18 protein-coding genes, 1 tRNA gene and 1 pseudogene are annotated in these 22,786 nt (G+C 65.2%); 11 read left to right on the top strand and 9 right to left on the bottom strand.

The window, feature by feature from the left end:
• The first annotated feature begins 174 nt into the window (after positions 1-174).
• From QC821_RS03320 to QC821_RS03310, 3 genes are read left to right on the top strand one after another with little or no spacing between them, the layout of a single operon-like run.
• Positions 175-1,338 carry an ABC transporter ATP-binding protein gene (locus QC821_RS03320; protein ID WP_309716945.1) on the top strand — a complete coding sequence of 388 codons (1,164 nt, stop codon included), beginning with the start codon at positions 175-177 and terminating at the stop codon, positions 1,336-1,338.
• Positions 1,322-2,209, top strand: coding sequence for an ABC transporter permease (locus tag QC821_RS03315; RefSeq protein ID WP_309716942.1), 888 nt, complete (start codon positions 1,322-1,324; stop codon positions 2,207-2,209). The genes QC821_RS03320 and QC821_RS03315 overlap by 17 nt, the downstream gene beginning before the upstream one ends.
• The gene (locus tag QC821_RS03310; RefSeq protein ID WP_309716939.1) at positions 2,206-3,018 is read left to right on the top strand and encodes an ABC transporter permease; all 813 of its coding nucleotides are present in this window, start codon (positions 2,206-2,208) and stop codon (positions 3,016-3,018) included. Before QC821_RS03315 ends, QC821_RS03310 begins: the two co-directional genes overlap by 4 nt.
• 16 nt (positions 3,019-3,034) lie before the next feature.
• On the opposite strand, the gene QC821_RS03305 is transcribed toward QC821_RS03310, so the two are convergent.
• Positions 3,035-4,810, bottom strand: a complete 1,776-nt coding sequence (locus QC821_RS03305; RefSeq protein ID WP_309716936.1) for a putative bifunctional diguanylate cyclase/phosphodiesterase — start codon at positions 4,808-4,810, stop codon at positions 3,035-3,037.
• Positions 4,811-5,083: 273 nt separating this feature from the next.
• Between QC821_RS03305 and QC821_RS03300 the strand changes: the two genes are divergently transcribed.
• Positions 5,084-7,081: a sensor domain-containing diguanylate cyclase gene (locus QC821_RS03300; protein WP_309716933.1), complete on the top strand. Its 1,998-nt coding sequence runs from the start codon at positions 5,084-5,086 to the stop codon at positions 7,079-7,081.
• A gap of 93 nt (positions 7,082-7,174) precedes the next feature.
• On the opposite strand, the gene QC821_RS03295 is transcribed toward QC821_RS03300, so the two are convergent.
• The gene (locus QC821_RS03295) at positions 7,175-7,636 is read right to left on the bottom strand and encodes a hypothetical protein (RefSeq protein ID WP_309716930.1); all 462 of its coding nucleotides are present in this window, start codon (positions 7,634-7,636) and stop codon (positions 7,175-7,177) included.
• A gap of 15 nt (positions 7,637-7,651) precedes the next feature.
• Positions 7,652-7,963 (bottom strand): hypothetical protein, encoded by a 312-nt coding sequence (locus tag QC821_RS03290; protein ID WP_309716927.1) that lies wholly within the window; start codon positions 7,961-7,963, stop codon positions 7,652-7,654.
• On the opposite strand from QC821_RS03290, the pseudogene QC821_RS21730 reads away from it, so the two are divergent.
• A pseudogene (locus QC821_RS21730) lies at positions 7,922-8,533 on the top strand (methyl-accepting chemotaxis protein); the annotation flags it as partial. The gene QC821_RS03290 and the pseudogene QC821_RS21730 sit on opposite strands and share 42 nt — an antisense overlap.
• 163 nt (positions 8,534-8,696) lie before the next feature.
• On the opposite strand, the gene QC821_RS03280 reads toward QC821_RS21730, so the two are convergent.
• Both QC821_RS03280 and QC821_RS03275 read right to left on the bottom strand, forming a co-directional pair.
• Positions 8,697-8,773, bottom strand: a tRNA-Arg gene (locus QC821_RS03280).
• Positions 8,774-8,823: 50 nt separating this feature from the next.
• Positions 8,824-10,899 (bottom strand): putative bifunctional diguanylate cyclase/phosphodiesterase, encoded by a 2,076-nt coding sequence (locus tag QC821_RS03275; protein ID WP_309716921.1) that lies wholly within the window; start codon positions 10,897-10,899, stop codon positions 8,824-8,826.
• 164 nt (positions 10,900-11,063) lie between these two features.
• Between QC821_RS03275 and QC821_RS03270 the strand changes: the two genes are divergently transcribed.
• The 5 genes from QC821_RS03270 to QC821_RS03250 all read left to right on the top strand — a co-directional run bounded on the left by QC821_RS03270 (position 11,064) and on the right by QC821_RS03250 (position 16,942).
• Entirely contained in the window at positions 11,064-12,599 is a 1,536-nt protein-coding gene (locus QC821_RS03270; protein ID WP_309716918.1) for an amidase, read from the top strand.
• A gap of 33 nt (positions 12,600-12,632) precedes the next feature.
• Positions 12,633-13,457 (top strand): methyltransferase, encoded by an 825-nt coding sequence (locus tag QC821_RS03265; RefSeq protein WP_309716915.1) that lies wholly within the window; start codon positions 12,633-12,635, stop codon positions 13,455-13,457.
• The gene (locus tag QC821_RS03260) at positions 13,454-14,446 is read left to right on the top strand and encodes a methyltransferase (protein WP_309716912.1); all 993 of its coding nucleotides are present in this window, start codon (positions 13,454-13,456) and stop codon (positions 14,444-14,446) included. Before QC821_RS03265 ends, QC821_RS03260 begins: the two co-directional genes overlap by 4 nt.
• Positions 14,447-14,522: 76 nt before the next feature.
• The gene (locus tag QC821_RS03255; RefSeq protein ID WP_309716909.1) at positions 14,523-15,368 is read left to right on the top strand and encodes a hypothetical protein; all 846 of its coding nucleotides are present in this window, start codon (positions 14,523-14,525) and stop codon (positions 15,366-15,368) included.
• Between the two features lie 167 nt (positions 15,369-15,535).
• Entirely contained in the window at positions 15,536-16,942 is a 1,407-nt protein-coding gene (locus QC821_RS03250) for an esterase/lipase family protein (RefSeq protein WP_309716906.1), read from the top strand.
• Positions 16,943-16,966: 24 nt separating this feature from the next.
• On the opposite strand, the gene QC821_RS03245 is transcribed toward QC821_RS03250, so the two are convergent.
• The 4 genes from QC821_RS03245 to QC821_RS03230 all read right to left on the bottom strand — a co-directional run bounded on the left by QC821_RS03245 (position 16,967) and on the right by QC821_RS03230 (position 20,765).
• Complete coding sequence (locus QC821_RS03245) at positions 16,967-18,385, bottom strand: patatin-like phospholipase family protein (protein WP_309716903.1); 1,419 nt, start codon at positions 18,383-18,385, stop codon at positions 16,967-16,969.
• Positions 18,382-18,609 (bottom strand): hypothetical protein, encoded by a 228-nt coding sequence (locus QC821_RS03240; RefSeq protein ID WP_309716898.1) that lies wholly within the window; start codon positions 18,607-18,609, stop codon positions 18,382-18,384. The genes QC821_RS03245 and QC821_RS03240 overlap by 4 nt, the downstream gene beginning before the upstream one ends.
• A gap of 10 nt (positions 18,610-18,619) precedes the next feature.
• Positions 18,620-20,089, bottom strand: a complete 1,470-nt coding sequence (locus tag QC821_RS03235) for a c-type cytochrome (RefSeq protein WP_309716895.1) — start codon at positions 20,087-20,089, stop codon at positions 18,620-18,622.
• 298 nt (positions 20,090-20,387) lie between these two features.
• Positions 20,388-20,765 (bottom strand): hypothetical protein, encoded by a 378-nt coding sequence (locus QC821_RS03230; protein ID WP_309716893.1) that lies wholly within the window; start codon positions 20,763-20,765, stop codon positions 20,388-20,390.
• A gap of 187 nt (positions 20,766-20,952) precedes the next feature.
• Between QC821_RS03230 and QC821_RS03225 the strand changes: the two genes are divergently transcribed.
• Positions 20,953-22,761, top strand: coding sequence for a peroxidase family protein (locus tag QC821_RS03225; protein WP_309716890.1), 1,809 nt, complete (start codon positions 20,953-20,955; stop codon positions 22,759-22,761).
• The last annotated feature ends 25 nt before the right edge of the window (positions 22,762-22,786 follow it).

Genomic DNA, 22,786 nt, shown 5'->3' with positions numbered 1-22,786 from the left:
GAGCGGCTTTAGCCGCGATGGGGTTGGCCCGGCAGCGCTGCGCGCTGCAATCGAGAATGAATTCGCTCCTACACTGGGTATGGCGCCAAGGCAAATGTAGGAGCGACTTCAGTCGCGATGCTGTTGTTGGATGGGGCACCAGCATATGCTTTTACCTGTTTTGTTGAGGTCCCAATGGACGGTTCCGTTTCGCTCGACCAGGTAGTGATGCGCTTCGGCGACTTCACCGCCATCGAACGCTCTTCGCTGGAGATTCACTCCGGTGAGTTCTTCAGCTTTCTCGGCCCCTCGGGCTGCGGCAAGACCACGCTGCTTAACATGGTCAGCGGCTTTCTCACTCCCAGCGAAGGGCAGATCCTGATCGGCGGCGAGCCGATGGCGGGAGTTCCCGTCAACCGCCGGCCCACGGCGATGATCTTCCAGAACCTGGCACTGTTCCCACTGATGAGCGTGTACGAGAACATCGAGTTTGGTCTCGAGGTGCGTGGCGTCAACCGGCGTGCGAGACGCGAGGTGTCAGAACGTTTGCTTAGCCTGGTAGCCCTGGAAGGTAGTGGTGACAAGCAGGTCGCCGAGCTCTCCGGCGGCCAGAAGCAGCGTATCGCCATTGCCCGTGCCCTGGCGGTGGAACCGCGGGTATTGCTGCTCGACGAGCCGCTCTCGGCGTTGGACCTCAAGCTGCGCCAGCATATGCGCGCCGAGCTCAAGGCGATCCAGCGCAAGACCGGCATCACCTTTATCTATATTACCCACGACCAGGGCGAGGCGCTGACCATGTCCGATCGTGTGGCGGTGATGTCGGCGGGACGTATCCAACAGGTCGCCGATCCGATGACGCTCTACCGTGAACCCCAGACCGGTTTCGTGGCGGCCTTCGTCGGTGAGAACAATCGCTTCGAGGTCAGCGTGGCCGAGCGCGACGGTGAGCGCTTGACCCTGGATGGCGGCCTGCTAGGGCGCCTGCAGGGCAGGGCTGTACCGGGCGCCAGTGACGGCTTGAGGGTGGGTGATAGTGCGGCACTCTTCGTGCGGCCAGAGCAACTGCGGCTGCTGGGGGAGGGGAGCAGCGGCCCTGCACTGGAGGCCGAGGTCGAAGCGGTTCACTTCGAGGGCGCCTGGCTGATGCTCGAGACGCGGCTCGTAGCCAGCGCCGAGCGCTTGAGAGTCCAGCTCAGCGGCGAGCAGGCGCGCGGCGCGGCCAGTCGTCTCACCCGTGGCGAGCGCGTCAGGCTGGGTTTTGACCCGGCGGAAGCGGTGGTGCTGCCCAACGACGGCAGCCCGGTGGTCGACGAGGAGACCGGCGAGGTCAAGGAGGCGGCCAATGTTCCGGCAGCTTAGCGCGCGCTTCGGCTCGCCGGTGGCAATGGCCATCGTCACCCTGCTGGGAATGTGGCTGATCATCATGGTCACCCTGCCGCAGTTGCAGATGATTGAGTACTCGCTGCGGCCCAACCTGCTGCCGGCCCAGCTCGGCGGTCCGGACGACCGCCTGACCGTGGCCAACTACGTGACGCTGTTCAACAACGATATCCACCGCGCGATCTTCCTCAAGACGATCTGGTCGAGCGTGCTGGTCACGCTGTTGACTCTGGCGGTGAGCTATCCGCTGGCCTGGTATCTGGCCAAGGTGGCCACGCCGCGCCAGGCAGCGCTGTGCATCCTGCTGTTGATCGTGCCGTTCTGGATCAACGAGATCCTGCGCACCTATTCGTGGTTTATCCTGCTGGCGTTTCGCGGGCCGCTCAACGAGGTGCTGTTGGCACTGGGCCTGATCGATCGCCCGATCCGCTTTCTCAGCGGCGATGCCGGGGTCATGGTGGGCATGGTCTACGCCTATATCCTATTCATGGTATTCCCGCTCTACAACGCCATCGAGAGCCTCGACGGCAATCAGGTGCGGGCGGCTCGCGACCTCGGCGCCGGCACCCTGCGTACCCATCGGCGCATCGTGATCCCCCACGCCAAGCCGGGCATCGCTACCGGCTGCATCATGGTGTTCATGCTCGCCGCGGGCAGCTATGCGGTGCCGGCGCTGCTCGGCTCGCCGGGCAGCCGTTGGTTTACCCAGATCATCTACAACTGGTTCTTCGAGGGCGGCAACTGGAACCAGGGCGCGGCCTACGCCTTCCTGCTGCTGGTGCTGTGCATCGGCTTCATGTCGCTGGTCATGAAACTTTTCAAGGTAGGCCTGGGGGACATCGCCAAATGACCTCCCAGCGATTGCTGGCCTTTGGCCTCAAGTTCTATATCGTGGTGTTCTTCGCCTATCTGTTCCTGCCGCTGATCATCATGTCGCTGGCGACCTTCAACGACAGCCGCTTTCCCACCGTGACGCCCTGGGGCGGCACCACGCTGCGCTGGTTCGGCGAGCTGTGGCGCGATGGCGGCATGTGGCATGCACTCTCCAATAGCCTGATGGTGGCGGCGGGAGTGCTGGTGTTGGCAGTGCCGATCGGCATCTCCAGTGCGCTGTTCCTGAACACGGTGTCAAGTCGCGCCAAGCCGTTCATCTATGCGCTGATACTCTCGCCGCTGCTGACCCCGGGGGTGATCATCGGTATTTCGACGCTGATCTTCTGGCGTCAGTTCGGGGTCAGCGGCGGGATATTTCTCACTGTGCTGGGGCAGACTACCTTCATTGCCGCCTATGTGATGCTGATGGTGATGGCGCGGCTGCAGCGCTTCGACCGCACCATGGAGCGCGCCGCACTGGATCTGGGGGCCACCCAGTGGCAGATGTTTCGGCGCATCCTGCTGCCCTACCTCAAGCCGGCGATACTGTCCGCGGCGGTGATCGCCTTCCTGCAGTCGTTCGAGAACTACAACACCACGCTGTTCGTGGCCGGCTATGACACCACCCTGACGGTATATATCGCCTCTCAGGTGCGCACCGGGTTGACCCCGGCGGTCAATGCGCTGGGGCTCATCCTGATTCTGATCACGGTGGTGCTGGCGGTGGCCTATGAGCTCAAGCGGCGCCGTGAGCTGGCTAATGCCCAGAAGGCCGGTGCAATGTAAGTCATTCTACCGCCGGTCAGGCGTGGTAGCTGCGGTACCAGTCACAGAGGTGCTCGGCAAACATGGGCACGGCGAGATGATTGCCCTGGGCCAGGTAGGGTCCCTCCTGGCGCATGGCGTCCATGCTCTGCTGATTCTCGACGCCGACGGCGATGCACTGAATGTCGAGCGTCTCCAGCAGGCGATGAATGCCGCCCAGTAGCTTCTGGCTGCGCGGATCATTGGCGAGATTGTTGATCAGCACGCCGTTCACTTTGGCCTGTCGAATCGGCAGCCGCGACAGGTAAGCGAAATTGATATGGCCATCGCCCAGTTCGTCGAGGGCCAGGTTGACCCCAAGTCGCTGCAGGCGGCGAAAGAGATGCTGGGTACTTTCAGGCTGGCTGACCAGGCTGTCGCAGGCGATTTCCAGCGTCAGCCAGGAAGCGTCGTCGACGATCTGCCGCAGGTACTGGTCGAGGGGGAGCCTGTTGGACCTGCCGGGATGCAGGTGGTCGTCAACGATGTTCACCGAAATCGGCAGGTTGCCAAGCCCGCTTCCCGCGGTTTGCCAGGCTTGGCGCTGCTTGGCGACTTCGCCGATGACCCACCTGTCGAGGCGGATCGCCAGTCCCAGCTTGCGCGCCAGAGCGATGCACTCCCTGGGCTTGTGGTTGAAATAGCGACCGTCATTCCAGCGTAGCAGGGCTTCCAGGCCAACCACCTGGCCTGTGGCCAGGTTGCACTGCGGCTGGTAGACAATGCGGAACGCACTTTCGGGCTCCCTGACGGCCTCGCTGAGCGCCATCTCGATGGTCAGTTGCTCTTGCAGCAGGTAGCTGATGGCCGGGTCGACGAAGCTATGCGAGCTACCGCCAGCGTGTTTGGCGGCATACATGGCGCTATCGGCGCTGCTGAGCAGCTCTCTGGCGTTCTGGCCATCTTCCGGGTATAGCGCGATGCCGATACTGGCCGACATGGGGATGTACTTTCCCGAGACCTTCACTGGAGCCTCGAGGGCTTCCTGAATACGCAGTGCCACGGCCTGGGCGGTCTCACGGCTCGAGCCGTACTCGAGCAGGACGAGAAATTCGTCTCCACCAAAGCGAGCCAGGACATCTTCACTACGCAGCGCTTGGCTGAGGCGGATGGCAATCTTGTTGAGCATCTCATCGCCAGCGGCATGCCCGAGCGAATCGTTGACGGGCTTGAAGCGATCCAGGTCGATAAACAGTATGGCGAAAGAGGCGCCGGTGCGTTCGGCATGATTGAGGGCGCGCTGCAGGTGGTCATCGAACAGCGAGCGATTGGCGAGCCCGGTCAGGGGATCGTGGTGGGCCATTAGCTGCAGCTGGCTTTCATTGCTCTTGAGGTCTGAAATCTCGATGAAGCTGCGGACATAGCCCTTGATCTGCCCATCCGCGTCACGTATGGCGTTGACCGACAGCAACTCGGGATGAATCTCGCCATCCTGGCGTCGACAGTAGACCTCGCCATGCCAGTATCCGGTATGACCGAGTTGATCGAGTGCTCGAAAGTAATCGAGACTCTGGTCGGCCAGCAGAGTGTGAATGTCCGAGCCCAGCACCTGTTCGCAGCGGTAGCCAGTGATGGTCTCGAACGCCGGGTTGGTGAGCAGAACCCTGTGCTGGGCATCGGTGACCACCAGCCCGGCACGGCTATGCTTGAATCCCGCGCTTGCTAAACTAGCGGTGCCTGATGTATTGATGAAGGTTCTACCTTCACTGGCAAGCAGTTGCACACACTGGGTGGTGACGCCTTCCTGGCTGCCGCTGGTCATGTTGTCCCGCATGCGGAGATCCGCCCACTTTAGTAGTCAATGTTAACTATTGTAGCTAAGCCTTCCATCGTCAATATCCTGAGTTAGCGCATGATAAAAACTCCAGGGACGCACGGCCGCCGAGCAGGGAGGGGGAGCGGTTCTTTCGCCTTAAATTATTTTTTTCTATTAGAAGTCGATTTTTGATGTATTTTCTCTTATAGGCTAGGATAAGTGCACATATTCGGGGGTTAGCTGCTTAGGCTGGAGTGCCGAGATCGCCAGGCTGCGTGATAAAATAGTTCGATGTCACTAAACATTTCACGAGTGCTGCACGCCTTGGTGCCCCACTCACTGCATGCTCGCCTGGTCATTGGCATCAGCCTTGGCTGGCTGGTGCTGGTCGCAGCGATCATCCTGGTAGCGTCGCGCTCCGGCGATCAACTCGCCGGCCAGGCTAATCGTGCCCACCTGGAATACGAAGCCGAACTGATCGCCCGGCATATCGAGGAGGCGGTGGCGGTGCGCATCGACGCCCTGCAGCGCCTCGCCGGGCGAGTGCCGCAGGACCCCGTCCAATCACCAGGGCAGACCGCCGCGCTGCTCGACGAAAACGTCGGGCTGATGGCGCTGTTCGATGCGCTGGTGGTGATTTCCGCCGACGGCGAGGTGCTGGCCGATATCCCCGAACTGGTTGGTCGCCGCGGCCTGGACGTCAGCGATCGCGAGTACTTTCGCTATATGCGTCATGTACGACGACCCTACGTATCCGAACCCTTTACCGGTGCCGCCAGCGATGCGCCGCTGGTGATGGTCGCCGTGCCGATTCTCGCGGAGGGCGAGTTCAGGGGCATGCTCGGCGGTGTGGTCAGCGTCGAGGACGGCAGCTTTTTCGCCGGGCTGCGGCGGATCCGGATTGGCAATGCGGGCTTTGCGGGCCTGGCCACGGCGTCGGGGCTGGTGCTCTCTCACCCCAATCATGAGTTGGTCATGCGGCCGGTGCCGGGGGCCGAGACCCACCCCGAACTCGACCTGGCGCTGTCCGGCTGGGAGGGGGCGTCCGAGGGGAGGCTGGTCGACGGTACGCCGGCGCTGCAGGCCTATCGCCAGGTGTGGTCGGCCAACTGGGTGGTCGGGGTCTACCTGCCGCGAAATCAGATGATGGTGCCAGTGAAGGCGTTTCTGCGTCAGCAGCAGTGGGTGGGGTTGATCACCGTGCTGCTGATGCTGCCGCTGCTGTGGCTGGGCTTGAAGCTGCTGCTGCGCCCGCTGCACCGCCTCGAGCGCCATATCGCCAGGGTGGCGCGCGGCGCGGCCAAACGCGTCGATCCGCGTACCGGGATGCGCGAGCTGCAGCAGGTGGCCGATACGTTCAATAGTCTCGAGCAGCAGCGCGAACAGGCCAAGTCGCTGCTACAGGACCGCCAGGCGTTTCTCGACGCAGTGCTCGATTCGTCGCCCACCGGACTGTTCATCTGCAACCTGCGCGGTCAAATCGTTTACCTCAATCCAGCCCTGCACAACCTCACCGGCTACGATCTGGGGGACTACCGCGACTGGGAGATATTCGAGCATCTGCACGTCGACGAGATCAACGATGTGCGCGACCTGTGGCGGCATACCCTGGAGACCGGCCGGCCGTTTTCGCGCCAGATGCGCTACCACGCCGCCAATGGCCAGTTGCTATGGCTCGAGCTGAATGTCAGTCGGGTGACAGATGACGGCAGGCCGCTGGGCTATGTGGGTACCGTCAAGGACATTACCGACAGCCGCCAGCGTGAGGCGCTGCAGCGCTGGGAAGCCGAGCACGATCCGCTGACCGGGCTGCTCAACCGGCGCGGCTTCGAGCGCCGGCTCGAGGAGGCGCTGGTCGAATGGAAGAAGGCCGGCACGCCCTCGGCGCTGCTGATGTTCGATCTCGACCATTTCAAGCCGATCAACGACCGCGGTGGCCACGCCCTGGGTGACGAGATGCTGCGGCGCATCGCCCAGGTACTGGCCTGGGAAGTGCGTAACAGCGATCACGTGGCGCGCCAGGGGGGCGACGAGTTCGCCGTGCTGCTGCCCAGCTGTAGCCTCAACCAGGCGCAGCGGCTGGCCGAGAAGCTGCGCCAGGCGATCAGCGAGATCTACGTCGAGCACGAAGACAGCACCTACCACGTGACGATGAGCATGGGCCTGACGGGGCTGCTCGAGAGTGACGAGGACATCGAGACAGTGCTGGCGCGAGCCGATGCGGCAAGCTACCGCGCCAAGGCCGCTGGTCGAAATCGAATCGTCGACGCTGTCGAGCGATCAGACTGACCATTAACGTATCCTTATATTTCATACTGATACCTAAAGTTACCCTTTGGCGGGCCGATATCCCTATTGCTGAAAACAAGAGTTATACTTTAATCATGTGATTGTATGATTCTTGAATAAATAATGCGCTGCGCCGCCGACGAAGCTGGCGCCTTGAAAGGGGAATCGCCAATGTCTCGTCATCATGCCGGTGCTGGGCCGAGCACTCTCGGTAATCACCGCAGTGGGGTCGATCGCTTGATGTGGGTGCCAGCGCTGGCACACTGGCTGCTGTGCGCTGTGGTTGGGATGCTGACCGGCAGCCTGGCGCTGGCGGTGTCCTTTGCCGTGGTCTGCATGCTGCCGGTGGCGCTGCTGCACCGGTTGCGGCCCGGTACCCTGACCAGCGGGATTGGCACGGCGGCGATGTTCATGGGGCTGTCTGCGCTGCTGATCGAACAGAGTGGCGGTCTCGTCGAGGCCCACTTCAGCATCTTCATCATGCTCTCGGTACTGATCTTGTACAGCGACTGGCGGGTAATCGTCGCCGGGGCGGGCATCATTGCTGTGCATCATGCCGGGCTGACCTATCTACAGCAGCACGGCATCGCCGTGCTGTATCAGGGAGTGGCCGGCAGCCATCAGCACGCACCGGGCGAGTTGCTGGGCTACCTGACCATGCACGGCGGTGCGGTAGTGGCGCAGGCGGTAGTGCTGGGCTATCTCGCCCACGTGCTGCGTCAGATGCTGGAGGATGGGGTGCTGATTGCCAGTTTTGCCCAGCGTGCCCAGCAGGGGCATCTCGATGAGACCTTCTCGCCGGAGCAACAGCGTCGTCCGGCGATCCATGCGGTGGCGGGCATGCAGGCGCGCTTTGTCGCCACCCTCGGCGAGGCCCAGCACACCAGCGCCAGCGTCGAAGCCTTGAGTGAGTCACTGTTCGATGCCCAGGCCGCGTTGCAGGATCAGGCCCGTGCCAACGAGGTGCAGGTCGAGCGGATTGCTGCCAGTGCCGCCGAGCTTTCGGCGTCTACACGCCAGGGAGCCGCCGAGGTCCAGGCCACACGCCAGTTGGCCGGGGAGACCTCTGCGTCTGTCGTCGACGGGCGTGAGCAGATCGGCGTGCTGGAGTCGGCAATTGCCGAGATCGACAGCGCGGCCAGGGGGATTGCCGCGCTGCTGGCGGATATCGACGACATCACCTTCCAGACCAATCTGCTGGCGCTGAATGCCTCGGTAGAGGCCGCCCGCGCCGGCCAGGAGGGGCGTGGCTTCGCCGTGGTGGCAAGCGAGGTGCGCAAACTCTCCCAACGCACCGATGCCACGGCCAGCGAGATTCGTGCGCGAGTCGAGGCGGCGCAGAGCAGCGTCGCCCAGGGGCGTAGCGCAGCCAATTCCGCCAGCGAGGTAATTAACGGGGTAGTGGCGTCTTTCCAGACTGTCGTGTCGCGTATGGGCGAGCTGGATGTCGGTATTCAGCAGCAGCGCGAAGGAATAGACGAGCTGGACAGCAGCATTCATGCCATTCAGCGTGCCTTGGCGGCGAGCAACTCGGCGCTGGCGCGCTGCCAAGCGCTGGGAGAGCAGCAGCAGCAATCGGCTCAGCGACTGCACAAGGCCATCGGGCAGTTCAGGCTGGCGCCCCCTTCAGGATTCGAACCTGAGACCTTCCCCTTAGGAGGGGGACGCTCTATCCAGCTGAGCTAAGGGGGCGCGAGGACGGCATTATAAGCCTCTGATGGTACAAGATAAACCCATTAGCCTTAGCGTTTCAGCGGAAACTCGGGCGGGGTGTCATAGGTGAGATAGCGCCGGAACATGGTCGTCTCGTCCACCGGTCTGCCGATACGAAAGCCCTGGCCAAGGTCGCAGCCCATGGCGCTAAGGGTGTCGAGCTGGGTCTGCGTCTCGATGCCCTCGGCCAGCACGCTGCGCTGCATGGCGTGGCCCATGTGTATGATGCCGCTGATGAACTGCTGGCGGTCGTGGCGTACCTCCACATGGCGGGTTGCCCTGCGGTCGATCTTGATGGTGGTCAGCGGTAGCTGGCTGGCGTAGGTGATCGACGAGATACCGGTGCCGAAGTCGTCGAGGGCGATCTTGGCGCCCAGCTCGCGTGCCTCCTGCAGCAGGCTTGCGGCCAGTTCCAGGTCGTGGAACTGGGTGGCTTCGAGCACCTCGGCGACCAGAAACGGCTCGTCGAGGGCGTACTTGGCGCGGGTCGCCGACAGTGCCTCGATGAAAGCGCCGGTCTCGATCTGGTCCTGAGACAGGTTGATGGCGATCATCACCCGGTGACCGGCATCGCGGAAGCGGCGTGCCACGCGGCCGGCCTGATCGACCAGCCAGCGACCGAACGGCAGGCTCAGCGACGACTGGGTGATCACATCGATGAAGTGCTCCGGGCCGAGCACGCCCTTGATGGGATGCTGCCAGCGTGCCAGGGCCTCGAAGCCAACGATTTCATGGGTCCGCAGGTCGAGGATTGGCTGGAAGTGGAGCGCGATCTCGGCGTCTTCGAAGGCCACCTTGACCCGTGAAAAGGCATCCTGGGTGGCGTCTGCGCCGCCGACGCTGTCGGCAAAGGCGATGCGGTTCTTACCCAGCTGCTTGGCGCCGTACATGGCAGCATCGGCGGCGTCGAGCAGGGCGCTGCAGCTGACCTGGTGGTCGCTGGTGAAAGCGATGCCGATCGAGGCCGAGATCTCGACCCGCTGGCCGTTGTCGAGAGCGAACGGCTGGGTGAGGTCGGCAAGCACCTTGTCGGCAACCTTGCCGGCCTTGGCCTGGGTGCCGAGCCCCGACAGCGCGACCACGAACTCGTCGCCGCCGAAACGCGCGGTGAGGTCGTTGGCGCGCATCAGCCGCTTGAGCCGTCGGCTGATCTCGATGAGCAGCTCATCGCCGCTGGCGTGACCGAAGCTGTCGTTGATCGGCTTGAAATCGTCGAGGTCGAGAAACAGCACCGCGAGGCCGCTCTGGGTAAACTCCAGACTGGCCAGCTGACGCTCGAGCAGGGTATTGAAGTGCTCGCGGTTGAACAGGCCGGTGAGCGGGTCGTAGCTGGCCATGCGTTCGAGGCGAGCCTGATTCAGCCGCCGCTGGGTGATGTCGCGAAATACCCCGATGTAGTTGACGATCTCGCCGCTGTCGTTGCGGATCGCCGAAATCGTGGTGTTCTCGATCAGCTGGCTGCCATCCTTGCGCGTGTTCCAGATATCGCCGGTCCAGTAGCCGCGCTCTGCCACGGCGGCGAACATGCTCTGATAAAAGCCTGAGTCATGCTTGCCCGACGACAGCAGGTTGGGCTTCTTGCCGAGCACTTCGTCCTGGCGGTAGCCGGTGAGCTCGCTGAACGCGGGGTTGGTATCGATGATGCGCTTGTTGGCATCGGTCACCAGGATGCCGTCGTGGGTGTTGCGAAATACCGCATCGGCGAGCTTCATGCGCTGATGGGCGTGCTCGCGCTGGGTAACGTCGCGCTGGATGCCGACCAGGTAGCGGTGCCCAGCCTGGCTGAACAGCGGCGCCAGGCTGAGCTCGTTCCAGAACGGCGTGCCGTCCCGGTGGCGGTTCTCCAGGGTTACCGTCACCGGCTGGTTCGCGTCCAGCGCACGGCGGATCGCGTCAACCGCCGCCGGGTCGGTGCTGTGACTTTGCAACATGCGACACGAGCGGCCGACGACCTCCGCGGAGCGATAGCCGGTCAGGCGCTCGAATTCGCGATTGACGAACAGCAGCGGGCACTCGCTCTGCTCGCCGTCGGCGATGGAGATGGCAAGCCCGGGGATATCGAGCAGGATGGCAAGCGAGTCGGGCAAGGCGGCAGGATGGCCCAATGGTGTGTCCTAATCCAAGCGTAGGTAATTATAGTGGTGTCTAATGTAATTATGATGTTTCCAGGGCGGGCATGATAGAACATTGCGGTCGACGGATGAAGGAATTGCCTAGCGGGACAGGATTCATGCCATTCTGAAGTACTACGACAGAGCTGGGGGAGCCCATGCAGCAGGATGACTACCAACGCCACGACGCCATCGGCCTGAGCGCGCTGATTCGCCGCGGCGAAGTGAGCCGTGAAGAGGTGATGGCGGCCGCCTGCACGCTGATAGAGGATGCCAACCCCAGTCTCGCTGCGGTGGTGCGTACGCGCTTCGACAAGGCCCGTGAAGAGCTCGCCCGAGTCCCCGTCGAGGCGCCCTTTGCCGGGGTGCCGCTGCTCACCAAGGATCTGTTGATGGCCATCGAGGGCGAGCCCATGGCCTGCGGCAGCGCCGCGCTGCGCGATTGGCGCGCCACCGAGGACTCGACCCTGGTCGGTCGGCTGCGCCAGGCGGGGTTCACCATTCTCGGCCAGACCGCGACCCCGGAGCTGGGCCTGATGGGCATCACCGAGCCCAGGGCCTTCGCCCATCCGCGCAACCCCTGGGACCCCGGCCGCTCGCCGGGCGGCTCCAGCGGCGGGGCCGCCGCCGCGGTGGCCGCCGGCGTGGTGCCGCTGGCCATGGCCGGCGACGGCGGCGGTTCGATCCGCATTCCGGCCAGCTACTGCGGACTGTTCGGCTTCAAGCCGTCGCGCGGGCGGGTGCCGCTGGGGCCGATGTACGCCGAGGTGTGGGAGGGCGCGGTGGTCGAGCACGCCGTGACCCGCAGCGTGCGCGACAGCGCCGCGCTGCTCGATCATATCAACGGCATGGACAGCGGCGCGCCGCTGCCGCTCGGCCATGAAGACGGCTTTCTCGACGCCACCCTGCGAACGCCGGGGCGCCTGCGTATCGCCGTGTCGCTGGGTGAGCCGCTGGGCCGCTCGCTGGGCACTGAGCTCGATCCCCAGGCCAGGCTGGCCGTCGAGGATGCCGCCCGGCGCCTCGAGGCGCTGGGGCATCACGTCGAGTGGTGCGATCCGCCGGTGGACGGCGAGGCGCTGGCCGACAGCTACCTGACCCTCTACCTCGGCCACCTGGCGGCAGACCTGGCCTGGATCGCCGCCGAGACCGGCGTGGCGGTCAGCCGGCTCGACATCGAGCCGGCGACCCGCGCCGTGGGCCGCCTGGGGCGTCAGCTCAAGGCCCGCGACTATGTGCTCGGCAAGCGCCACTGGAACCGCGTGGCTCGGGATATGGGGGCCTTTCACCAGCGCTTCGACATGCTGCTGATGCCGGTGGCCGCGGGTGCGGCGCCGCGCCTCGGCGAGCTCTATCCCACCCCGGCCCGCGAGCGACTGATGTCGCTGCTGGCACTGCCGGGGTTGCCGCGGCTGGCGCTCGAGCTCGGCATGCTCAAGCGCCTGGCCCGCGACGCCCTGCGCCACACGCCCTATACCCAACTGGCCAACCTCACCGGCCAGCCGGCGATGTCGTTGCCGCTACACGTCACCCCCGGAGGCTTGCCAATCGGCGTGCAGGTGCTTGGCGCGATGGGCGACGACCGTCGCCTGCTGCAGCTGGCCGCCCAGCTCGAAGCCGAGGCGGGCTGGGGCGAACGGCTACCGCGGCCCTGGCCGCCGGGCGCGGATGAACAAACCCCGACGGCCGGCTAGAATGGCCTTTCCACTTCCCGGCCCGGACTGCTGATGGCCCCTCGATCCACCGGCGCCTCGCCTGCGCCGCTCTCCGCCCACGGCGACCGTCACTTCGACGGCCTGGCCGAGAAGTTCGCGTCCAGCCTCTACGGCCACCCGCGCGGCGAGCTGCGCCTGACGCTGCTCGACCACCTGCTGCCCGAGCTGCTCGACCTGCATCGACAGCCGGTACTCGACGTCGGCGCAGGCCTCGGCCAGATGGGCGCCTGGTTTGCGCGCCGCGGCCATGCCGTGACGCTCAGCGAGCCCGCCGTCGAGATGCTCGATGAGGCGCGCCGGGCGCTGGGCAGGGAAGCGCTCGCCCCGGCCCCGCAGTTCTTGGCGCTGCCGCTGCAGGCGCTGCCCGAGCAGGCCCCGGGGCCCTGGCCGTTGATCGTCTGCCACGCAGTGCTCGAGTGGCTGGGCGACCCGCGGCGCGCGCTGCATACATTGAGTGGGCTGCTGGCGCCGGGCGGCCAACTGAGCCTGATGGTGTTCAACCGCGACGCGCTGCGGCTGTCGAATATCGTCAAGGGCAATCTCGACAAGGCGCTGGCCGACCGCCTGGCCGGCACCGGCCAGCGCCAGCGGCTGACGCCGATCTCGCCCATCGCCCACGCTGAGGTGGTCGAGTGGGCGGGGGAGTGCGGCCTCGACGTCGAAGGCACCGCCGGAATTCGCGTCTTCCACGACTATCTGCGCCAGCGCGACCCCGACCCCGAGACGCTGGCCAAGCTCACCGCCCTGGAGCTGCGCCACTGCCGTGATGACGCCTACTGGCGGCTGGGGCGCTATCTGCTCTACACCCTGCGCAAGCCCGAGGAGCCCACTGCATGACCGCCGAGACCCCCGTCTGCCAGCTGCTGGCACGCCAGGATCACGACTACCGCGACTGGCTGTGGGTGGCACCGCCGCGTGACGCCTGGCTGGAGAGCGGCAGCGGCCGGCTGCTCTCCGCCGACCACGGCGTGCTGGCCGCCTGGCGAGCACAGGGGCGACCGGCCTGCGGCCCTTTCGACGCCTGGGGTGAGCCGCCGGGCGCAGTGCTGTTCTGGCCCAAGAGCCACGCGCTGGGCGAGTGGTGGCTGCTGGCGCTGTGCCAGCAGCTGCCGGCGGGCACGCCGCTGCAGGTGGTGGGCGAGAACAATGGCGGCGTGAAGCGTGCCCTCAAGGTGCTGGCGGCGCTGGGCCTGGGCTGCCGCAAGCGCGACAGCGCGCGGCGCTGTACCCTGTTCGAGACCCGCCTGGGGGCCGTCTCGCTGGACCCCGAGCTCGCCTGGCAGCGCTTCGAGGCGGCGGGGCTCACCCTGGTCAGCCACCCCGGGGTGTTTGGCCACGGCAAGCTCGACGACGGCACCCGGCTGCTGCTCGAGGTCCTCGAACGGCAGCCGGATTGGGCCGGGCAGCGGGTGCTCGACGTGGGCTGTGGCGACGGCATCCTCAGCGCCTGGCTGGCAAGCCGAGGCGCCGCGGTGCGCGCGGTGGATATCAGCGCCTTCGCTGTGGAGGCCGCGCGGCGCACCCTGGCCGCCAACCAGCAGATCGGTGAGGTCATCGGCAGCGACGTCTACGCGGCGCTGCCGGCAGAGGTCTGTTTCGATGCAATCGTCAGCAACCCGCCGTTTCACCAGGAGCGTGACATCGATTACGGACCGGCGGCGCGACTGATCGGCGAGGCCCCGGCGCGCCTCACGGCGGGCGGCAGCCTGACGCTGGTGGCCAACGCCTTCCTGCCCTATCCGGCGCTCCTCGAGCGGGCCTTCGGCGGTTTCGAGATCCTCGCCGATGATCGACGCTTCCGGGTTTATCGGGCCAGCAAGGGCTAGAAAACGCTCAGCGAGGGACGTCGGAGCCCGGCTGGTGTTCCTGGTCTACGCTGATCAGGAAACCCAGGAGGCTCCCATGTCGATCCGACTGACCGACTCCCTGCGCCGCGAGTACGAGCGGCTATTCGAGAGCTGTGAGATCCTTGCCAAGCGCCAGGCTGCGGTGGATCAGAGCGTCGAGCGGCTGCTCGCCCATCGCGACCGCTACCGGGCGGTGACCGAGCGCCGCGGCGTGCCCTGGCACTTCGTGGCGCTGGTGCACAGCATGGAATCTGGCAGCAGCTTCCGCTGCCATCTGCACAACGGCGATCCGCTCAGCGCGCGCACCGTCCAGGTGCCCGCGGGCCGGCCGAAACGCGGTAACCCGCCTTTCGACTGGGAGGTAAGCGCCGCCGATGCCATGGCGCTGAAGCGCCTGGACGGCGATACCGACTGGAGCCTGGCCGGCACCCTCTACCAGCTGGAGCGCTATAACGGCTGGGGCTACCGGATGTACCACCCGCATGTGCTTTCGCCCTACCTGTGGAGCTTCTCGACGCACTACACCAGCGGCCGCTATGTGGCCGATGGCCGCTGGTCCGACAGCGCCGTGTCGCGCCAGTGCGGTGCGGCGGTGGTGCTGCGGCGACTGGTCGAGCGCGGCGAGACCGACCTGGCCGACCAGCCGGCGGCGACGTTCTATGCGCAGGTGGCCGCCAAGCCCGCCGGCGATAACGGCAGTCAGCGCCCCCTGGTGTCGCGCCATCGCATGCGCCGCAGCCGTCGTGATGTAGAGACCGAGAAGGCCCAGCGCCTGCAGCGCTGGCTGACCAGCTTCCCGGGCATCTTCCTCAAGGCCGACGGCATCCCCGGCGATCGCACCTCGGACGCCTACCGTTTGGTGACCGGCCACTACCTACCCGGCGACCCACGCGGTGAGTAGTCACTGGCGCATCTCGAGGCGTCACCTCGATAAAGCGCCGGACGCGATTGGCATGCCGGGCTCAAGCACGGATTGGCGGCTACTCTGACATGGAGAGCGCGTCGCTGTGCGGGCGGTGATGTTGCTTGCCGGGAGATACAACGACAAAACAAGCGTGAGGCCGTGATATGAGCAATCGTCCCCTGGTAATGCTGCATGGCTGGAACGATGCAGGCAGTTCCTTCGAAAGTCTGGTTGGGCACTTGCGCAAGCGGCTGGGTGCCGAGCGCGTCCAGCGCATCTCCATCGGCGATTACCTCTCAAAGGATGACGCCTTGCGCTTCGATGACCTGCAGGCGGCACTGGATCGCGCCTGGACGCTGCAGGGGCTGCCGCGCGACGCCGCTAGCGTCGACCTCATCGTACACTCCACGGGCGGCCTGGTGATTCGCGACTGGCTGGTGCGTCACTTCGCCCCCGATGCCGCGCCGGTCAAGCATCTGGTGATGCTCGCGCCGGCCAACTTCGGTTCGCCGCTGGCCCACGTGGGCCGCTCGATGCTGGGGCGTATCACCAACGGTTTCTTTAGCCGACAGGCGGGGCAGGCAGTATTGGAGACCGGAGCCAATATCCTGCGCGGCCTGGAACTGGCTAGCCCTTTCAGTTGGGAGTTGGCCATGCGCGATCGTTTCGCCGCGGGCGAGAGCATGTATGCCCCCGGGCGGGTGCTGTGCAGCGTGCTGTGCGGTAACACCGGCTACAGCGGTATCCGCTCGCTGGCCAACGAGGAGGGTGGCGACGGCACCGTTCGGCTCGCCACTGCCAACCTCACCTGCGGCTATATGCAAATCGCCTTCCGCGAGAAGGAGCGCGACACCGGGCGGGTTACCGTGCCCGAGGTGGTCGATTACCAGCCGTCGAGCGGACGCTGTGCCTTTCGCATCCTCGATGGACTGGACCACTCGGCGATCAAGCTCGACGCTGCCGAAAGCCGGATGAGCCGTGGCCAGAGGGAGACCTTGACGCTGATCGAGCGCGCCCTGACCATCGACGATGACGCCTTCGATGATTTCTGTGACGAGTGCGATACGGCTAATCAGAAGCTGACCCGCCAGCCGGGTGAGAGACGCGGCAAACCGGGCTTCCAGAACACCGTGGTGCGGGTGCGCGACCAGTTCGATGTGCCCGTCGAAGACTACCTGATCGAGTTCTACGACCCCCGCCGTCCAGACGGCGGCGGATTGGCACGCACCATTCACGAGTCAGCGATTCGCAAGGTGCATTGTTACCAGGCCGACGCCTCGCTGCGTAGCCTGTATATCGACACGACGCGATTGTGTGATGCCGTCGAGCGCGCCGACACTCGGCTTGGCATGTCGATTACCGCCGAGCCGATGCTGGATGAGGACGAGCAAAATGCCCGTTACATGCCGGTGGGATTTCGCACCCTGGCCGACGAGGATATCGAGGACCTGTGCCTGAACGTCGATCAGCTGAGGGCGCTGTTCCAGCCGCATCGCACCCTGTTGATAGATATCTGCGTGCACCGCTCTCAGGCTGACAACGTGTTCCGCTTGAGCGCGCCGCAGGACTGAGCGGAGCTCGCGCCGTTGAGGGCCTCAATGGCTGCATAGGCGTCCGCGCGAGACCTCGCGCTGGCCTACCAGCTGCTGGAAGCAGGGCGACTGCTCCAGCAGCTCGGCGCCGATTTTACGCAGCGCATCCACTTCCTCATTGGGAAGGCGGAAGCGGGTGGGGATGCGCTGGAAGCGCTCCCGCTGGGTGGCGTCCTGCAACTGATCAAAGCCCACATAAATGTAGTAGAGATCGATCTGGTGCATCCCGGTGCCGGCATCCATCGAGAGGCGCTGGGCGTCCTCGCGGTCGCGCATGGCCTCCCTGAGCAGCTCGACCGTATCGAAGGAGTAGTTGGCCAGTGGCGTGGTGGAGATGGTGTTGATCACCTGCTTGGGGCCGGGAGAACGGGGCGAGGTGTCAAAGTCTGCGGCGAGGTCTTCCGACTTGGCATCGACCACGATCACCACCAGCTTGTCGACGATTTCCCGGTTCATCTTGTTCAGCACGCTCCACTCCACCTCCTGCAGGGTAGGGGCGCGCAGGGCATCAAGGGCCGGGCGCAGGCCGATATTATCCGAGACACCGCCGTCGAGCAGGTGCACGTAGTCGCGCTCGGGCTCCTGGTAGCGCTGCCAGTGGCGGGCACGGTAGTAGCGGCGCGGGTTGGTATTCAGGCCCTCCAGGGCATTGGCCACCCAGGGCGGCTCCTGGTAGCCGCAGCGTCCGGGGTAGCTGTTGAGGGTCAGCGGCGTGAAGGCGATGGGAAAGTTGGAGGAGGCCGCCACGGCACGCGACAGCGGGATGCTGTCGAGATCGATGCACATCGGGTCCAGCTGCGACTGTATGAAGGTGAACTGGGACCCCTTGTCCATGTCGGTGGCGTTGATCAGCAGGAACGGCTTGCGGCCCTGTTCCGCCAGGTCGGCGAAGCTGGCCTGGTCGAACAGCAGCTGCTGGTAGACCTCCTCGGCGAGTTCGATGCGACCATAGGTCGGCGAGGCCAGCCGCGCCCAGTTGAAGGGGCTGAGCAGCCGGCGCTTGAGGTCCGACTCGACGTCGCGATAGAGAAACTGGCGCTGGAACCTGCCACCCTCCTCGAAGATGGCGTCACGTTGCAGCCCGTAGTAGGCCGCGGTGAAGCTGCCACCGGATACCGACGAGATGACGTCCACCTCATCCAGCAGGTTGCGCGACTCCCCGTCCATCTCGACCCAGCTGTCGCGCAGCTTCTCCAGCACGCCGTAGGCGAGGGCAGCGGCCCGCGTGCCGCCGCCGGAGAAGCTGAGGATCACGAACAGCTCCTCGCTGTTTTCCGCGCCCTCGAGGTTGGCGTAGCGGTAGCCGCTGCCGGTATCGACACGCTCCAGTGGCTGGGCCTCGGGGAAGGAGGCGCAGCCGGCCAGCACCAGCAGCGTCAGCGACACCAGCAGGCCGATCAAGCGCCCGTCGAGAGGGCTCACCGACCCGACGCCTTGAGGGTGAATTCGACGATCAGCGGCGCCGAGGGCAGGGTATCGACGATCTCCACTCGCTGGCACTCGGGCGCGAAGTCCTGCGGCGGGGCCAGCGTCAGCGTGTACCAGCCGGCATCGACCTGGCACACCGACTGGGTCCAGGCGGCGGGCTCGCCGTCGATCCAGACCTCGCGGCGCAGGGGGAAGACGACCTTCAGGTACTCTGCCATGGCATCACTCCTATAGCGTCTTGAGATACTCGATTAATGCCGCCTTGTCATCGTCGTCGAGCTGGGTGCCGAAGGCGTCACCGTCGTGCCCCTGGTTGCTGTTGCCTGGTTCTGCGGTGTCATACAGGAAGCCGTGGCGCTCGGCGGCCTCGCCGTCGTGGATGAAACCCAGGCGCTCGGGATGGTAGACGTCGTAGCCGCGGTAGAAGCGCTCGGGACGCTGTTCGGCGGGCTGCAGCAGGTCTTCCAGGGTAGGCACCGAGCCGTTGTGCAGGTAGGGCGCGCGCAGCCAGATACCGGTGAGCGGCTTGGCCACATAGCCGTCTGTCTTGACGAAGGCGTTGAAGTCCCAGGGGTACTCCTCGGCGTAGGTGTTGTAGCGCTCGGCGGCCTCGGCGGTCCACATCGCCAGGCGGTGGGGATCGGTGCCGACCTCCGGTTGGGGGATCACCGTGCCGATGCGCGCGCCCTCCAGGCCGTGGCAGCCGGCGCAGGTCTGCTGGAACACCGCTTCGCCCTCGGCGGCCAGCTCGGCGTCGAGATCGTCGAGGAAGGGGTAGGGTGGCGGACGCTTGGTCAGCAGGTACGCTTCCAGGTCGGCGAGGTCATCCACGGGCAGCGAGTCGGGGCGGGCACCGTCGCCGATGGCGCCGCTCAGTACCACCTCGGTCAAGGAGTCGTTTAGGCCGTCCCAGTGCAGGGCGAAGCCCGCCTGCTCGTCCATCGCCCACAGCGGCATGATGTCGGAGTTGCCGATGGTGTCGTCCTCGGCGGGGTCGAGTGCCAGCAGGTCGGGGTGAAACTTGACCGGATTGAAGGGGTCGATGCGCCCCGGCCCCCAGCGCGGGCGCTCGTCGGTCCAGGTGAAGCGGGCGGCCTGCTCCTGGAGCCCGTCACGGGTTCGCGGAATGATCAGGAAGCGGTAGAGCAGGCGGTCGAGCAAGGAGAGGTCGGTTTCCTCCTCGATAGCCGAGAGCAGGGTGGCGGCGGTGAAGTCCGGGTCATTGGCGGCATTCCCCAGGAAGGTCAGGTAGGCCTGGGGATCGAAGGTCTGGTGGGGGCCAGTGGGAACGATCTGGCGTTCGGCGTCGTCAGCGATGCGGTAGCTGGCGGTGTGGCAGGCCGCACAGTTGATGGCGATGCGCGGGAAGCCGATGGTCTTCTTGGAGAAGCCGGCCGGCGTCGCCTCGCCCTCCTCCCAGAGCATGCCCAGACTGGCATAGCCCTCTTCACCAGGCAGGTGCTGGGGGAAGACCTCCGGCAGCACGCGCCAGATCCAGTAGGGAATGCCCTCTTCCTGCTCGGCGCCGATGGAGCCGTAGAGATAATAAGCCTCGACGCTATCGAAGCGCTGCGGCTCCTCGCGGAACAGCTGGTACCAGCCAACGACGGCAATCGCTCCGCCGGCAATCAGCAGCAGGAGCAGCCATACCCACCAGCGCCGCGAAGATTTGGAACTCCCTGGGTGTGTGGATGCCATGGCTGTCTCTCCTCGAGTTTGGGAAACACTGCACAAATGCCTACGCGAGCGAATCGCTGCGTTGCGCGGTGCCGAAGCGTCGGACCGGCGGATCCTCACCTATACCCCATAGGCTCCGGTTGACTCGCAGCCTTCGGCTTCTCGCCCCTTCGGGGCCAGCCTACGGCTGTTTGTCGCTTCGCTCGGCTCTGTGCTCCGGGCGCTTTGCGACCCACAGGGATGTGGGGAGTGCGTTGGTTCGTCGGGAACGAACCTAGCCGCTTCATCTCGCTCGGCGATGTGTTCAGCGCTTCCTTTGTTATGTCGTTTTTTCGGCGCGGCGAAGTAGCAACAGCAGGGCGCCCTGGGTCACGCCGAAGAACAGGTCCATCAGGGCGAAGAGGGGAAATTGCGGATACAGCAAGGTGAAGAACACCACCCCGGCGAAACGCGCCAGAACGGCCAGGATGGCGATGGAGCGGTAGTGACAAGGATCGAATGCCGCCGGCAGGTAGAACAGGCTGAGCAGGATAAGCAGCCAGGCAGCGAAGGCGGGCCACACCGGTTCGGCAACCGGGTCGCCCCCGACCAGGCTGATGACCGCGTTGGGGGCGAAGACCGCAGGCAGGGCAAAGAGGAGGTTGGCCACTACCCCCAGCAGTACCATGGCGCGAAATCCCGCTGCGTAGCTGCCCATCACTCGAAGCCCCCCTGCGCAAAAAAGAGCCTGATGCGTCCCCGGTGCCTTGCTGGTGGGAAATCAAACCCTGTGCTAGAGGTTAGTAGTCAAGTTCAATAGGGTCACGCTCAACCTGAAAGATTAAAACTTCTGATCTTCAAGGAGTCTGGGTTAGCGGTGACGGCATCGTTCAGGGAGGGGGTCCATGTTCGATCAAGGGGGTAGTGGTCTGCTCGGCCGGGTGTTCCGGCGCCTCAATCGCCGCCGCCAGTGGTATCGATTTCCTTTTCCCGTCGCCGTTCTCAATCTCGTCGCCCTGCGCCGCAACCTGCGCTGGCATAATCTCTACTCCACCGAGCGCGAGCGCCCGCAGGATCCCGAGCGGGAAGAGATCGACGTCCATCAATTCCGCACCGCCGACGGCAGCTACAACGATCTGGCGGCGCCCGCCATGGGCAAGGCGTATACCCGCTTCGGGCGCAACGTGCCGCCCGCCGAGACCTTCGGCGAGACCGGCGAGAGGCTGATGACACCCAGTCCTCGCGTGGTCAGCCGGCGCCTGATGACCCGCGACCCCTTCGTGCCGGCGACCACCCTCAACGTCCTGGTGCCGGCCTGGCTGCAGTTCATGGTCCACGACTGGTTCAGCCACGGCAGCAACGACACCGAGGCCGAGCGCTACCAGGTGCCCCTGGACGAGGACGATGACTGGCCCTGGGAGAGCATGACGGTGCTGCGCAGCCGCCGCGACACCACCCGCTCCGCCGCCGATGAGGGGCATCCCGACACCTTCCTGAATACCGAGACCCAGTGGTGGGATGCCTCGCAGATCTACGGCAGCAGCCTGCGCCGCCAGCGCCTGGTGCGCACCGACCCCGACAGCGGCGAACTGCTGCCCAACGGCAAGCTCTACCTCAAGCCCGATGGCCACCTGCCGCTGGATGAGCACGGCATCGAGCTGGCTGGTACCAACGGCAACTGGTGGGTAGGGCTGTCGCTGATGCACACCCTGTTCGCCATGGAGCATAACGCCATCGTCGACCGGCTGCGCATCGAGCATCCCGATCGCGACGGCGAGTGGCTATTCCAGAAGGCCCGGCTGGTGAATGCGGCGCTGATCGCCAAGATTCATACCGTGGAGTGGACCCCGGCGCTGCTCGACACCCCGGAGCTGCGCCTGGGCATGCGATCCAACTGGTGGGGCGTGCTCGACGAGCACTTCTACCGCAGCCGCGGGCGTGTCAGCGACAGCGAACTGTTCAGCGGCATCGTCGGCTCGCCGGTGGATCACCATGCCGCACCCTACGCCATTACCGAAGAGTTCAGTGCCGTCTACCGCATGCATCCGCTGATTCCCGACGACTTCAGCTTCCGCCATCTGGACGACGACAGCCTGATCAAGGAGTGCGGCCTGACCGAGGTGGCCGGCTCACTGACCCAGGCGCTGTATGCGGAAGTCTCGCTGAGCGATGCGCTCTACTCGCTGGGCACCAGCCACCCCGGCGCCCTGGTGCTGCACAATTTCCCGAGCCACCTGCAGCAGCACGAGAAGCAGGCGCCCCATCACCGCATGATCGACCTGGCCACGGTGGATGTGCTGCGCGACCGCGAGCGCGGGGTGCCGCGCTACTGCCGCTTCCGCCGCTTGATCGACATGCCGGCCCCCGCGAGCTTCGCCGAGCTGACCGACAACCCCGAGTGGCAGCGCGAGCTGGAGGCGGTCTACGGCGACATCGAGGAGGTCGACCTGCTGATCGGCTGCCTGGCCGAGACCCCGCCGCCCGGCTTCGCCTTCAGCGATACCGCCTTCCGGATCTTTATCCTGATGGCCTCGCGACGCCTCAAAAGCGACCGCTTCTTCACCGACGACTACACCCCCGAGGTCTACACCCGGGCGGGGATGGAGTGGATCGACAATAACCATATGGCGTCGGTCATCGCACGCCACTTCCCCGAACTGGCGCCGCGGCTGGAGGGCGTGCGTAATGCATTCTTCCCTTGGAACCGCGGCTAGCGCAGATAGATCTCGGATAGCGGAC

This window comes from Franzmannia qiaohouensis (assembly GCF_031451695.1).
Lineage (GTDB): Bacteria > Pseudomonadota > Gammaproteobacteria > Pseudomonadales > Halomonadaceae > Franzmannia > Franzmannia qiaohouensis.
This window is presented reverse-complemented; position numbering and strand designations above follow the sequence as displayed.